The sequence below is a fragment of the bacterium genome (assembly GCA_016708315.1).
Classification (GTDB): domain Bacteria; phylum Zixibacteria; class MSB-5A5; order CAIYYT01; family CAIYYT01; genus JADJGC01.
This window is the reverse complement of the sequence record JADJGC010000023.1, coordinates 75,508-89,342: the sequence shown is the minus strand read 5'-3', so window position 1 is coordinate 89,342 and position 13,835 is coordinate 75,508. Positions and strand designations below refer to the sequence as shown.

15 protein-coding genes are annotated in these 13,835 nt (G+C 49.5%); 10 read left to right on the top strand and 5 right to left on the bottom strand.

The features are described 5' to 3' along the window. Positions 1 to 160: 160 nt before the first annotated feature. The 8 genes from IPH59_12640 to IPH59_12605 all read left to right on the top strand — a co-directional run bounded on the left by IPH59_12640 (position 161) and on the right by IPH59_12605 (position 6,005). Positions 161 to 1,588: an SDR family oxidoreductase gene (locus tag IPH59_12640; protein ID MBK7092545.1), complete on the top strand. Its 1,428-nt coding sequence runs from the start codon at positions 161 to 163 to the stop codon at positions 1,586 to 1,588. Positions 1,589 to 2,007: 419 nt separating this feature from the next. After that, a complete protein-coding gene (locus tag IPH59_12635) occupies positions 2,008 to 2,571 on the top strand; it encodes a hypothetical protein (protein MBK7092544.1) in 564 nt (187 codons plus the stop codon). A 148-nt stretch (positions 2,572 to 2,719) separates the two neighbouring features. Further along, the gene (locus IPH59_12630) at positions 2,720 to 3,295 is read left to right on the top strand and encodes a DUF4256 domain-containing protein (protein ID MBK7092543.1); all 576 of its coding nucleotides are present in this window, start codon (positions 2,720 to 2,722) and stop codon (positions 3,293 to 3,295) included. Between the two features lie 365 nt (positions 3,296 to 3,660). Further along, on the top strand, positions 3,661 to 4,284 hold the full coding sequence (locus IPH59_12625) for a hypothetical protein (GenBank protein MBK7092542.1): 624 nt from the start codon (positions 3,661 to 3,663) through the stop codon (positions 4,282 to 4,284). Then, the gene (locus tag IPH59_12620) at positions 4,281 to 4,634 is read left to right on the top strand and encodes a transcriptional regulator (GenBank protein ID MBK7092541.1); all 354 of its coding nucleotides are present in this window, start codon (positions 4,281 to 4,283) and stop codon (positions 4,632 to 4,634) included. The genes IPH59_12625 and IPH59_12620 overlap by 4 nt, the downstream gene beginning before the upstream one ends. A 78-nt stretch (positions 4,635 to 4,712) precedes the next feature. Next, positions 4,713 to 5,204 (top strand): hypothetical protein, encoded by a 492-nt coding sequence (locus IPH59_12615; protein ID MBK7092540.1) that lies wholly within the window; start codon positions 4,713 to 4,715, stop codon positions 5,202 to 5,204. Positions 5,205 to 5,230: 26 nt separating this feature from the next. Next, positions 5,231 to 5,488, top strand: a complete 258-nt coding sequence (locus IPH59_12610; protein MBK7092539.1) for a hypothetical protein — start codon at positions 5,231 to 5,233, stop codon at positions 5,486 to 5,488. A gap of 106 nt (positions 5,489 to 5,594) precedes the next feature. Beyond that, entirely contained in the window at positions 5,595 to 6,005 is a 411-nt protein-coding gene (locus IPH59_12605) for a DUF1801 domain-containing protein (protein ID MBK7092538.1), read from the top strand. 113 nt (positions 6,006 to 6,118) lie between these two features. Here the strand turns inward: IPH59_12605 and katG are convergent, their stop codons facing one another. Continuing rightward, on the bottom strand, positions 6,119 to 8,323 hold the full coding sequence (gene katG, locus IPH59_12600) for a catalase/peroxidase HPI (protein ID MBK7092537.1): 2,205 nt from the start codon (positions 8,321 to 8,323) through the stop codon (positions 6,119 to 6,121). 99 nt (positions 8,324 to 8,422) lie between these two features. Continuing rightward, positions 8,423 to 8,869, bottom strand: coding sequence for a transcriptional repressor (locus tag IPH59_12595; protein ID MBK7092536.1), 447 nt, complete (start codon positions 8,867 to 8,869; stop codon positions 8,423 to 8,425). A 352-nt stretch (positions 8,870 to 9,221) separates the two neighbouring features. Here IPH59_12595 and IPH59_12590 point away from each other — a divergent pair, with 352 nt between their 5' ends. Further along, positions 9,222 to 9,563 carry a diguanylate cyclase gene (locus IPH59_12590; protein MBK7092535.1) on the top strand — a complete coding sequence of 114 codons (342 nt, stop codon included), beginning with the start codon at positions 9,222 to 9,224 and terminating at the stop codon, positions 9,561 to 9,563. A gap of 49 nt (positions 9,564 to 9,612) precedes the next feature. Here the strand turns inward: IPH59_12590 and IPH59_12585 are convergent, their stop codons facing one another. From IPH59_12585 to IPH59_12575, 3 genes are read right to left on the bottom strand one after another with little or no spacing between them, the layout of a single operon-like run. After that, positions 9,613 to 10,263, bottom strand: a complete 651-nt coding sequence (locus tag IPH59_12585) for a HAMP domain-containing histidine kinase (protein ID MBK7092534.1) — start codon at positions 10,261 to 10,263, stop codon at positions 9,613 to 9,615. Then, positions 10,220 to 10,969 carry a hypothetical protein gene (locus IPH59_12580; protein ID MBK7092533.1) on the bottom strand — a complete coding sequence of 250 codons (750 nt, stop codon included), beginning with the start codon at positions 10,967 to 10,969 and terminating at the stop codon, positions 10,220 to 10,222. Before IPH59_12580 ends, IPH59_12585 begins: the two co-directional genes overlap by 44 nt. Continuing rightward, positions 10,959 to 12,437, bottom strand: coding sequence for a sigma-54-dependent Fis family transcriptional regulator (locus IPH59_12575; protein ID MBK7092532.1), 1,479 nt, complete (start codon positions 12,435 to 12,437; stop codon positions 10,959 to 10,961). The genes IPH59_12580 and IPH59_12575 overlap by 11 nt, the downstream gene beginning before the upstream one ends. 143 nt (positions 12,438 to 12,580) lie before the next feature. Between IPH59_12575 and IPH59_12570 the strand changes: the two genes are divergently transcribed. Next, a complete protein-coding gene (locus tag IPH59_12570) occupies positions 12,581 to 13,831 on the top strand; it encodes an HlyD family efflux transporter periplasmic adaptor subunit (GenBank protein MBK7092531.1) in 1,251 nt (416 codons plus the stop codon). The last annotated feature ends 4 nt before the right edge of the window (positions 13,832 to 13,835 follow it).

Below are 13,835 nucleotides of genomic sequence, written 5' to 3'. Positions count from 1 at the left end.
TACCGTGCTTGACTATATTCCTATGTAAGTCACCTTCGATTGTGAACAAGCGGTGGAACTCCTAAATGCCAAGACCCTCTGACGTACAGAGAAGTCTTCGCTCGAACCAACCAAGTCACGGTGAGCTACAAAGGAGAAGAGATTGCCAAGCCAATCAAATGTGAAGAGCAGGTGCGTACTGGTTGTCGGCTCGAATGGGTATATAGGCTCAAAGTTGGTGCCCAGGCTCCTTGAGCAGGGCTATCGCGTCAGATGTCTCGTTCGAGACCGAAATCGAGTTGCAGCGCATGCTTGGTCTGGCTCGGTCGAAGTGATGGAAGGTGATGTCCTCGACGCTTCGTCTCTGAACTTTGCGTTTCAGCATGTGAGTACTACGTACTACCTCGTCCACTCGATGACCAACCCGGCGGGCGACTTTGACGAACTTGATCGACAGGCAGCTCGGAATGTTGGTGATGTTGCCAAGCGTTTCGGAGTCGATCGTATAATCTACTTGGGTGGCTTGGGAAAAAGACGACAAGAGCAGTCTCTGCATCTAAGAAGTAGGCACGAGGTTGGTGATATCTTGCGAGCGTCCGGGATTCCAGTAACTGAATTCCGGGCAGCAGTCGTAGTAGGAGCAGGCAGCCTTTCGTTCGAAATGATACACCACTTAGCCAACAGGTTGCCCGTAATGATATGCCCGCGTTGGGTAGTTACCCAAACACAGCCTATATCAATCGATGATGTGCTGGCCTACCTCGTTGCTGCCCTCAAATTGCCACAATCAACTGGAAGGATAGTAGATATTGGAGGTCCCGAGATCTTAACGTATCGAGACATGATGTTACGAGTGGCTCGCGCACTCGGATTGAGGCGATGGCTAATTCAGGTGCCGGTCCTAACACCCAGGCTTTCGTCCTACTGGGTTGGCCTAGTCACACCTGTACCGGTCAAGCCCGCCCGTGCGCTCATTGAGGGACTTCGGCACGAGACGATTTGTGAAAACGATGACGCCAAAACTATCTTCGAAATCGTTCCGATTGGTTTTGATCAGGCTGTGGAAAGGGCGCTTTCAGCGGTACTTTCCGGACAATCCGATGCTCGAGCGCGTGGACGCGAATCGGTCATTTCACATCTCGAGCCATCACACCTTTTGATAGACCGGAGACAACTTGCAGTTAAGGCATCTTCCGACAAGTTGTTCCATGTGGTCAGCTCGATTGGTGGAGAAAATGGGTGGTATGCGGCGAACCTGCTGTGGAAAATACGTGGCCTCATTGATGAAATGGTTGGAGGAGTGGGACTGCGCCGAGGCAGAAGTGACTCTAACAACTTAGCCGTGGGGGATGCTCTGGACTTCTGGCGAGTCGAAGAACTGGATCAGGGCAAGAGGATATTGCTCCGAGCTGAGATGAAGCTTCCCGGCAAGGCGTGGTTGGAATTCGAAGTGGATGGTACAAGTCAAAGCAACAGTAGTCTCACGCAGACTGCCCGCTTCTATCCGAGAGGTTTGCTTGGGATTGTCTATTGGTACGGAATCTATCCAGTTCACGTTTTGGTATTTCGACGCCTCGCGGCAGCAATTGGAAAGAGGGCCGAATCTTAGCTTTATCTTTACGAAGACTGAGGCAAAGACTAAGGGACTTTCGGCATCACCATTGAAGAGCGGGATCTGCGTCGCCGAGAAAAAGCGGTCACAGTTTGGTCACAAAGCCACTTAACTTCTTGTGCCACAACCCGAGTCGGGGGTTCGATTCACCCCGCCTCCATTAATTGAAACTAAGGTTTCCCATTTAGTCGTTCGATTTGTCGAGTGGACTGCCACCGACGAGGCATTTCGCTCACCACTCTGCCTGCCAGGAGCATACTTCAATAGTTGTCGTCGCGCACACCCTGCCATTTCGTCTCAAGTTTATGCTTGCGCATGTGACGCACACATCCTATCAATGTCGTAGCCGGACGCGTACCGGCATCATGAACTCAATTGCATAAATCTAAAAGAAGAAGTCATAGGAGATATCGACTATGGAATTTATCACAGTACTGTGGGCGCCGATTTTGCTCTCAGCGGTCTTTGTTTTCGTGGTAAGCTCGATCATTCACATGGTCCTAAAATACCACGCAAACGATTTCAAGAAGGTGCCAGATCAAGATTCAGTTCAAGCTGCATTGAGGCCATTCAACATTCCAGCCGGCGACTTTATGCTGCCAAGGGCTGATTCGATGAAGGACTGCAGTACGCCTGAGTTTGTTGAGAAACTCAACAAGGGGCCGATTGTGATAATGACGGTTCTCAAAAACAGTCAGATGAACATGGGCAAAAGTCTGGTCCTCTGGTTCTTGTACAGCGTCTTGGTCAGCATATTCTCCGCCTATATCGCGTGGCATGCGGTGCAGCCGGGTAGCTCATACCTCGCTGTTTTTCGCTTTATCGGATGCTCGGCGTTTATGGGATATTCGCTTGCATTGCTTCAAGGCGGAATTTGGTATGGTCGAAATTGGGGGACTGTCCTGAAGACAGTTTTTGATGGTCTTCTATTTGCGGTGGTTACAGCTGGCACATTCGGCTGGTTGTGGCCAAAGATGTAACGATTGTTCGAAGCTGTTCGTCAAATTGCAGATTAGACCGTTTCGTGATGTCGATCATCATGACTGACGCACGGTGACATCCGTAATTGGTACTAAATGCGACGGACTCATAGAAATCAGTGAAGAGAAATTGAGTTAGAGTAGGACCATGGGCAAGAAAAAGAACAATGGGAAACAGCTGTCATCAAAACAACGCGATGAACTCCTGGGGGTATTAAAGTCCCGCTTTGAGAAAAACATGAAACGGCACAAGGGCTCCGAGTGGCAAGAAGTCGAGGCAAGACTGAAAGCCGACGCCGAAAAAATGTGGTCACTCTATGAGATGGAGAATTCAGGCGGTGAACCTGATGTCGTCGGCCATGACAAGAAAACCGGCGAATACATCTTTGTCGATTGTTCCGCCGAAAGTCCGAAGGGCCGCAGAAGTGTGTGTTACGATCGCGATGCACTTGAATCGAGGAAGGAGCATAAACCGAAAAACAGCGCCACTGATATGGCGTCCGCGATGGGAATTGAGATTCTAACCGAAGACGAGTATCGAAACCTACAGAGTCTTGGACAATTCGATACCAAGACGTCGAGCTGGATCAAGACGCCTTCTGACATCAGGGATCTCGGCGGCGCCATTTTCGCCGATTACCGCTACGGCAAGGTCTTCCTGTATCATAACGGCGCCGAATCTTATTATGCCGCAAGAGGATTTCGCGGCTCATTGAGGGTGTAGATTCTCACAAAGCGTTGAAGTGTGATGTATTCCGCTAACCGAAGCAGGAAGGGTCAAGTCTTCGGGCGTACTTTCTATTGCCGTTCGAACATTGCCCACTTTCTCGCATTGAAGTGAATATTCTGATGACGAACACATAATCACCCCAGAATCACGCCACTTAGTGAGACTGATTCTATTGTGGCTCCAGCGCCAGTTAAGTCACTCTGCTGCAACGTGAAAGGTCCACCCTTTCGGCTTTCATATTCTTAAGTCTCGCCACTAGATGAATAAACCGAAACAAAAAATTGAAACCTGAGATTGACGAAGCCGTAGAATAGTATATATTGCTTTGAAAATCAAAGTGCTTTGGAATGAGGAGTAGCATGCAAGATCCGGATCAGCCAGTAGATCAAATTGAACAGATTCACTCTATAATGACACGGTCCGCGACTTTTGTGTCACTGTCCGGACTCTCTGGGGTTTCGGCTGGTATTATCGGACTAGTTGCATTTCGTTTCATTTGTCGAATCCTCGATACGGTTTGGCTTTCCGAAGAGGTTTTTATCGCATTGCGGCAGTCGCCAGATCTCGTTCGTCCCGTGACCGGCGTGTTCTTTCTTACGCTTGTCTCAGCATTGGCTGTCGCCTTCATCTTCACACTCCGTAGGGCGAAGCGCCACGGCAAAGAGTTATGGAATATGGCGTCGCGTCGATTCGCAATCCATCTTGCATTGCCTCTACTTGCCGGAGGTGTTTTTGTAGCTGCTCTTGCCCGTCTTGGAATGTATGAGCTTGTCTGTTCGGCGATGTTGGTGTTTTTCGGACTGGCGCTCATCAGCGCAGGCAAGTATAGCTTTTCTGAAACCATTGTGTTCGGAGTAGTCGAGTTAGTGCTGGGGCTGTTAGCTGCGTTTTGGGTCGGGGCGGGATTGATACTTTGGGGCGTAGGTTTTGGTGTAGTCACAGCTGCGTATGGTGTGATCATGTACTTGCAGTACGAGCGATGAAACAAATCATTGATCACATAAACAAGTGCTTCGAGAATCGGACGAGGTTGGGAATCATGGCCTCTCTTATGGTGAACGACAGCATTGACTTCAAAGCGCTCAAATTGCTACTGGGCTCTTCCGATGGGAATCTCTCCAGCAATATCTCAACCCTCGAGCAACTCGGATATGTCAAGGTGAAGAAGCGATTTATCGGCAAGTCATCGAACACCTCCTACTCAATTACAAATGTAGGTCGAAAGGCATTTCAAAACCATCTGGCCGCTCTTGAAGAACTAATCAGGGGGTTGCTCCCGATGATCAGAAAACGATATAAGGCGAGGTGTTGTCCTCGCGGAACAAGACAATAAGAGGTAACTATGGAATTACGACTCCGCAAACAGGTCATACTCATAGCGATTGTGACCGCGCTCATTTTGATGGTGCCACTGGTGGCAATGCAGTTTAGCAACGAAGTTGACTGGGATCCAGGCGATTTCATAATCATGGGGGCTCTCATTTTCAGCACTGGTCTTTCGTACGTACTGATCTCACGAATGTCAGACAACGTCGCATATCGTGCCGCAGTCGGCATTGCGGTGGTAGCAGGATTATTGCTCGTATGGGTGAACCTCGCTGTCGGTATCATCGGTGAACCGGGCGGCCTCAACATGTTGTATTTCGCTGTGCTCCAGATTGGCATCATTGGTGCAGCTATAGCGCGACTCAAACCGCACGGTATGGCGAAAGCACTGTATGCCACTGCAATTGCCCAGGTGATAGTCCCATTGATTGCGTTGATGGTTGACCGTGCCACACTGAACGAACCGCCCGGAATAGTTGGATTGTTTGTTCTCAACGGATTCTTCGTGGTCATGTTCGTAGTATCGGCAGCACTGTTTCGTCAGGCCGGCGCCACAACAGAAGGCATGGAGAAGTGAGCGACAGGGTTCTAACAAGCGACAAGATTGCGACATCCAACATCTTCAGTTGGACCTTCTGCAGTATCTTCATTGTCATTGGCATCGCGAATCTGCTTTTTGTGCATCCAGTTCCGGGGATGTTCTATCTCATTCTATCTCTAATCTATCTGCCGCGTACGAATCATCTGCTTAAGAAGAAACTCGGGTTTTCGATACCGCTTGCTCTCAAAATTGTCTTGGGTCTTGTTGTCCTTTGGGCAACACTGGCCGTGGGCGAACTTGCCGAAATGGTTGGCATTTGAAGCGCAATTCGATTATTCGCATGTGCTATATACTTGATCTCAGTCCTTTGAGTTAAGGACAACCTGTGTTTGAACCGGAGCTAGAATTCGAGAAGGAGGACTTGGAGTGGTTGAATTGAAAACAAAACTAACTGCTAATAGTGTCGCCAAGTTCTTAGCAGCGATACCAGACGCCGATCGCCGCGCAGATTGCCAGGCGATTGCCGATCTGATGGCTAAAGTCACGAAACAACAACCCAGGATGTGGGGATCGAGCATCGTCGGGTTCGGCGAATATCACTATGTCGGTGCAAGCGGGCGTGAAGGTGATTGGTTTATGGTTGGATTTTCACCCCGCAAAGGTGCAATTTCCATCTATCTGATGGGCGGGCTGGAACACCAAACTGATCTACTAGCCAAGTTGGGCAAGCACAAGAGGGGCAAAGGTTGTTTGTACATTAGCAAACTCAAAGACGTGGAACTGGCAGTACTTGCCAAAATGGTCAAGGCTTCGGTACAAAAATTGAAGAAGGCGTAAGGCGATCTTCTCTATTCTGGTTGCAACTGACCGAGGACATGGGTGGGAGTCGATACTGTAAAGAAAGGTCGGGAACTACCCGACCTTACTCTTGTCAATCATGTCTAATCAGATCAGGCGAGATCAAAACGATCAAGATTCATGACCTTGTTCCAAGCCGCAACGAAGTCATTTACAAACTTCTCTTTCGAGTCATCACAGGCGTAGACTTCTGCGAGGGCTCGCAGCTGGGAATGCGAACCAAATACAAGATCCACACGTGTGCCGGTCCACTTAACTTCACCGGTCTTCCGGTCTCGCCCCTCGAAGATTTCCTTCGACTCGGTTGAGGTACGCCATTCTACGCTCATGTCGAGCAGATGTACGAAAAAGTCGTTAGTCAGAGCGCCGGGCTTCTTGGTGAAGACACCGTGCTTTGACTGTCCAGTATTTGTGTTGAGAACTCGCAATCCTCCGACGAGAACTGTCATCTCAGGAGCGGTCAGAGTCAGCAAATTCGCTCTGTCCAGTAACAACTCTTCCGCACGCAATCCGCGATCCTCGCGTACATAGTTTCGGAAACCGTCTGCCTTTGGTTCAAGGACGGCAAGTGCTTCCACATCGGTTTGTTCCTGAGAAGCATCCATGCGTCCGGGTGTGAAGGGTACTGACACATTTATGCCCGCATCCTTCGCAGCCTTTTCAACAGCGGCACAACCAGCGAGTACAATCAAGTCTGCAAGTGAGACTTTCTTGGTCCCAGTCTGCGCACGATTGAATTCTTCCTGAATGACTTCCAACGCCTTCAGAACCTTTGCCAATTGATCCGGTTGGTTAACATTCCAGTCCTTTTGAGGTGCAATGCGAATTCGTGCACCGTTTGCTCCACCACGCATATCGGAGCCGCGAAACGTCGAAGCTGATGCCCAAGCAGTGGAGATTAACTCTGAAGCCGAGAGCCCGGAAGCGAGAACCTTGCCTTTGAGAGTCGCAACATCTTGCGGAGAAACCAACTCGTGGTTGACAGCCGGTATCGGATCTTGCCAAATCAGCTCCTCTGCGGGAACTTCCGGTCCCAGATAGCGGGGACGCGGACCCATGTCACGGTGCGTAAGCTTAAACCATGCTCGTGCGAATGCGTCGGCAAATTCTTTGGGATTCTCATGGAAGCGCTTGGAGATCGGCTTATAGATTGGGTCCATACGCAAAGCCATGTCAGCGGTCGTCATGATTGGTGCCGTCTTTTTCGAAGGATCATGAGCATGGGGTACTGTGCTCGCAGCGGCCGGATCAGCCGGAACCCATTGATTTGCGCCTGCCGGGCTCTTAACCAGGTTCCAATCATAGCCGAAGAGAGTATCAAAGTAGCTGTTATCCCACTTTGTTGGAGTTGGAGTCCACGCTCCTTCGATTCCGCTTGTAATCGTGTCTCCACCCTTGCCGCTGCCGAATCGACTCTTCCAGCCCAATCCTTGCTCTTCAATACTCGCGCCCTCGGGTTCGGCGCCAACAAGAGCCGCATCACCTGCGCCATGACACTTACCGAAAGTATGTCCTCCGGCAACTAACGCGACGGTTTCTTCATCGTTCATTGCCATGCGTGCAAAAGTCTCACGAATATCGCGCCCCGAAGCGATTGCATCCGGTACTCCGTTTGGTCCCTCCGGATTCACATAGATTAACCCCATCTGCACGGCAGCAAGGGGATTCTCCAGGTCGCGCTCGCCCGTATAACGCTTGTCGCCCAACCATTCGGATTCTGCGCCCCAATATATGTCCTCTTCTGGTTCCCACACATCGGCGCGGCCGCCACCGAACCCAAAAGTCTTGAATCCCATCGATTCCAGCGCGCAGTTGCCGGCGAGTATCATCAGGTCAGCCCAGGAAAGTTTCCGACCATATTTCTGTTTAATCGGCCAAAGCAGTCTTCGTGCTTTGTCAAGGTTTGCATTGTCTGGCCAGCTATTGAGGGGTGCAAAGCGTTGTGTCCCTGTACCAGCTCCGCCGCGCCCATCACCCACGCGATAAGTCCCGGCGCTGTGCCACGCCATTCGAATGAACAATGGCCCATAGTGACCGAAATCAGCGGGCCACCAATCTTGTGATGAAGTCATCAGTTCGTAGAGGTCCTTCTTCACAGCCTTCAAATCAAGGCTTTTGAACTCTTCTGAGTAGTTGAACTTCTCGCCCATTGGATTCGATAAAGGGGAATGCTGATGTAGGATGTTAAGGTTCAGTTGATTTGGCCACCAGTCTCGATTTGAAGTTCCTGGTCCGTTCTTTTTCATTGCGCCCGTTATCGGACATTTGGCTGCACTATCGTCATGCTTTTCTGCCATTACCACTCCTCAATTCATTTTGTGTAAGACACGTGATTATTAAATAGTAAGTTTTCGCTTTGATGCCCATATCCTGTTCCATGAATGATGCATGCCGATCTACTTTTTGCTCTGACAGCTCGCACATAGACCCTCGATCACAACGTGCTTGACCGCGATATTGCTCCAGTGGGAAATAGACTTCGGTGTCTTCATCTGGTCAAAGTCAGACCAATAGAAATCCTCAATTTTGTTGCATTTCGAGCAGACAAGATGGTGATGGTCTTCGGTGTTAGTGTCGAATCGGGTCGCATTGTCGATGTGGTGGACTCTTTTAATCAGACCATATTCTTCAAATGTCGCAATCGTCCTATAGACTGTATCAAGGGAAATCGACTTCAGATGCTTCCTGACCTGATTGAATACATTCTCCGCTGTTGGGTGATCTGCATGTTTCAAAAGCGCTTTGAAGATTTCTGTCCTCTGGTGAGTAATCCTCAAGCCCTTAGCGCGCAACACCTTTTCGAATTCAACCATCACTGGCGATATGTCGATGTTCTTCTCCATAGTACCTGCAACCAGCCTTTATGGCAATAGTTCCTAAATAGGAATATATACACAATAAGAAATTTGTTCAACAACATGATTTGTTGGTTCTTGGGTAGCAACACTGCCGCCCTTTTTGGTTCAGTATGATCCTTCGCGGGCGACGAACGAAGACAATGTCAGTCTCGGAAAGCTGAGCACAACTCTGTCCAGGTCATGTTTGGCTCGTTGGTGGGTGCTTTTTCGGCACGATGTAAGTCATTGTACTACATTACGATAGCTGGCGTTTCGGCAATCTGTATCACGAAGCTTCTCACTTCAACGAGTTTAGTGTATCTTTCCCACTATATGGCAAACATGAAAGGAATCATCGATGACTGCTGATCAATGGACAAGCCACGTTGCGATCGCGATTACTGTCACTGACGAAAGCGGTACTATCACAGAAATGAATCCCACCTCGATCTCGACGTTTTCTGCTGACGGTGGTGCCAAGCTCATCGGAAGTGATGTCTTGGCATGTCATCCGGAACCGTCGAGGTCGAAGTTGGCGGCAATGTATGAGTCACACCAACCAAATCACTATACAATTCAGAAGAATGGACAGAAGAAGATCATTCACCAGATACCTCTATTTGAAGGTACAGTCTTTATGGGCTATGTCGAGATTTCCATTCCGATCCCGGATCAACTTCCACATTTTGATCGCGGCTAAGTTGGTGCACTTGTCTAATTGAATGGCGTCCAAAGAGTCGAAGGTTAGACTAGAAACTCAAACTGAATACTGTACTTTCACCGGGGATGGAAGTAACCGCGATGTTACCGTTATGCAAGCGCATTATCTGACGTGACACTGCAAGTCCAATGCCGCTGCCGCCTTTTCTTGTTGTGAAGAATGGAATGAAAATCTTATCGATGACAGCGGGCAGAATGCCGGGGCCATTGTCTTTCACTTCCATAACTACACGACCCTCCCAGTTGATTCGTGCGCTGACCTCAAGGCATGGTTGCTCGGTACCTCGAAGCGCCCACACTGCATTGCTATAGAGATTGATAAGGACTTGCTCAATGAGATCCGGGTCGCAAGCCAGGGTTAGACTGTCTGGGACTATTGATGTTCTCCGTGAAGCACCAATCTCTGCAAGCGGTTTCTCCATTAATCGGTCTACTCGGGAAAGCAACTCAGCGACGGCGACAATTCTGATATCAGGGATCGGGATACGGGTCAGATCCCGGTATGACTCGACAAAATGCATTAATCCCTGACTTCTTCTTTCAATTGTACCAAGTGCGTCATATATATCCTGATCGGCGCCGGCGTTTACTTTATTGCCGGCGCCATTTGGGTCCAGTCTTGACCTAACCACGCCACTAATCGAGCCTGCAAGCGAAGCTATCGGCGTCATCGAATTCATTATCTCGTGAGTCAGAACGCGGATCAGATTCTGCCAGGCGATCATCTCTTGTTCGGCAAGCTCGCTGCCAATGTTTTGCAGGGAGACCAGAGTCAATGGGCGATTGCCAAGCCTGATTTTCGTAGCATGAATAGATATTTGCAGCGTTTCGTAGCCCGATGAGAACTTGATCAGTGCCTTCTCCCCGGGACCGATCTTGGCGAGAGTGTCCCTCAAACTCATCGGAAACACCTGCCAAATTCGACAGGTTGCGTAGTTGTGATATCTGTAGCAGTCGCCGCGCAGCAGGATTCATCAATTCAACGTCGCCATTGTCGCTGTAGGCAAGCAGGCCGATACCGACGTGATGTATTATCGTCTGCAGGTAGCGAAAATTCTCTTCCTTTTCGGCACGTGCAGACTGAAATGCATCAGAGACCTGGTCCATGGCGCGCGTCAGTTCCTCAAAACTACCGCTTACTTTTCCCGTTTGATTTGTCTGCAGAAAGTCGGCATATCGGATCGAATCAAAGAATCGTGAGAGGCTCAGGTTTGTGCGATCAACGAAATTCATGAGCGACCAGACTTGGTAGGCTGTGATAAAGGCGACGAGAATACTTGTTGCATACAATGTAGTTTCCATTGCCAAGTAAACCAATGTGGCAATGGTGGCGGCCAAGAAGAGTACCCGAAGAACAATTTGTGTGTGGAAACTCTTAAATACCATGTTTCTGCATCCTTCGGTAGAGGGCTGCGCGCGTTAACCCTAATTCTCTTGCTGCGTGACTGATATTGCCGTCATGCTTCTTGAGGACTTTTTGTATTACTGTGCGCTCTATCTCATCAAGGTCGTATTCGTTCACAGTCAGTGATTCACCCGAGCTGCTAACCTCTCTCAAGATTGGAAAATCTGTTGGCCTGAGGACTTTGCCGTCTGCTAGGATTACCGCTCTCTCAACCGCATGTTGGAGTTCGCGCACATTACCCGGCCACGAATAATCTTGCAGCTTTCTGGCAGTCGTTTCCTGTATCTGCATCTGCGTCTTCTTGTAGCGACGTCGATAGATCTCGAGATAATACTCAGCAAGTGGAAGAATGTCTTCGGGGCGTTCTCTCAATGGCGGTAGCGAGATTTGCACGGTATTGATGCGATAAAGCAGATCCTGACGGAAGCGCTGTTCGGTCATCAATTGAGAAAGTGGTATATTTGTCGCGCAGATCAGGCGGATGTCTATTGGAATTGGCTTGTTCGATCCAAGTCGGATAACTTCGCGCTGTTCGATGACAGTGAGAATTCGCGCCTGCAGCCTCAAAGGCAGATTGCCAATTTCATCAAGAAATAGTGTACCTCCGGATGCGGTCTCAAATCGACCGGCGCGATCTGTCTTGGCGTCCGTAAACGCCCCCTTTACATGCCCAAACAACTCACTTTCAAACAGAGTATCGCTGAGTGCACCCATGTCAACTGAAACAAAAGGTTGGTCGGCGCGAGCCGATTGGCGATGAACCGCGCGCGCAACAACCTCTTTGCCGGTTCCGTTTTCACCGAGGATCAGTACATTGGCTTCAGTCGGAGCAACTCGCCTAATCGTTTCGCTTACTCCCTGCATTGCCTTGCTGGTGGCGATAAAACCCTGAAATGGATGATCGATATCGCTGGCCAGTTGCTTGTGGCGCTGCATCAGAGTTGTTGCATCCCGCCTTGATTGCCGAAGTTGTGATCCGGCATTGACCGTGGCAAGCAGTTTCTCGTTTTGCCAAGGTTTGACCACAAAGTCCGTCGCACCAAGTTTGATTGCACGCACAGCCAAGTCGACATCTGCGAAAGCGGTGATCGTGATGACGACCGAGTCAGGGTCAATTTCAAGAATCCGTTGCAGCCAGTGAAGGCCCTCGTTGCCGCTTGCGACGTCTCGCGAGAAATTCATATCGAGGAGAACTACGTCATAGCTGTTGCCTTCAATGCGAGACGGTATCGACTCCGGATTGGAACTGGTGTCAATCAAATCAAAGCTGTCGCGCAGGAGAAACTTTGCCGCCGCAAGAACATCTTCATCGTCATCAACGATTAGTATTCGGCCCTTGTTTCTCTTGATGTTTGAATCCAGATTTGTCGTCACGTTTGCTGTTCCTCCAGCGATCCTACCCCGAGAGTAATGCCATTGATACCCGAACTGATGTCCGACTATGAACATCTAGTGTACGATTTCGGACACTATAAGTTAGTGGTTTTTTGACAATACTCGCATAACTCGTTGCACGACAACGTTGGCATGGTTTTTGCTATAGTTTACACTGGCATCGCAATCGAGATTCGAAAGCTGACCAGAATATGAGCATGGACAAGAAAATTGAGAGGAAGAAGTGGCCGCGTAAGCGAGTTGCCATTTACGCAAGCACCGGAATGATCGGGTTGATCTTGTCGTATACGCTCATTTTTGGTGATACCAGTTCATCGCTCAATGTCGAGGCGCAGAAGGTGACTATATCCACGGTTGAACAAGGCCCATTTCAAGAGCTGATTCCGGTCACTGGTACTGTACTCCCGATCAAATCAGTTTATATGGATGCGATGGATGGCGGCAGAGTCGACCAGATATTCGTCGAAGAAGGAGCAATGGTGAAACAGGGAGATTCGATTCTTCGTATGACAAATACCAATCTCCAGATGGAAATGATGTTTCGTGAGGCTGACCTTTTCGAACAGATGAATAATCTTCGCGCCGTCCGCTTGGCGATGGAGCAAAATCGACTCAATCTGATGCAACAAATGGCGGAAATCGACTATCAAAACAGCCTGCAGACCCGCAACTTTGAACGCGCAAAGATACTTCACGAAAGAGAAGTCATATCTCAAGAAGAGTATGAGCGGACACGCGATGACTACGAGTATTGGAAGACGCGAAAGTTGTTGGTGACGGAGAGCCAACGCCAGGATTCGGTGATGCGTGAGCTGCAAGTCGAACAGCTTGAACAATCGATACAGCGGATGCAGCAGAATTTCCGGATTGTGAAAGAAAACTACGAGAACCTTGTACAGAGAGCGCCGATCAGCGGACAGCTTTCGCAGTTAAACGCCGAAATCGGCGAATTGAAGTCACCCGGCGAGCGACTCGGTCAAGTCGACGTCTTGGATGGATACAAGGTTCGCGCAGATGTGGATGAATACTACATCAATCGCGTAGCACAGGGGCAGACAGGAGAAGCCGAAATCTCCGGTAAGACTGCACGGATGGAAGTATCGCGAGTGTATCCTGAAGTTCGCGATGGAAGATTCGAGATTGATCTGCTTTTTACCGGCGAGCGTCCAGAAGGTATTCGACGGGGGCAGTCCATTCAGGTCCGATTGGCACTCGGCGACCTCACCGAAGCATTGATGATCGCTCGCGGTAGTTTCTATCAGACAACAGGCGGGAACTGGATTTATGTCGTCGACGAGTCGGGCGACTTCGCTCGCAAACGGAAGATTCGATTGGGTCGGCAGAATCCGCGCATGTACGAAGTCCTGGAAGGGCTGTCGCCGGGCGAAAAAGTAGTCACCTCGAGTTATGACAACTACGCAGATTTCGAGAAGCTCAATTTGAACTAGTCGT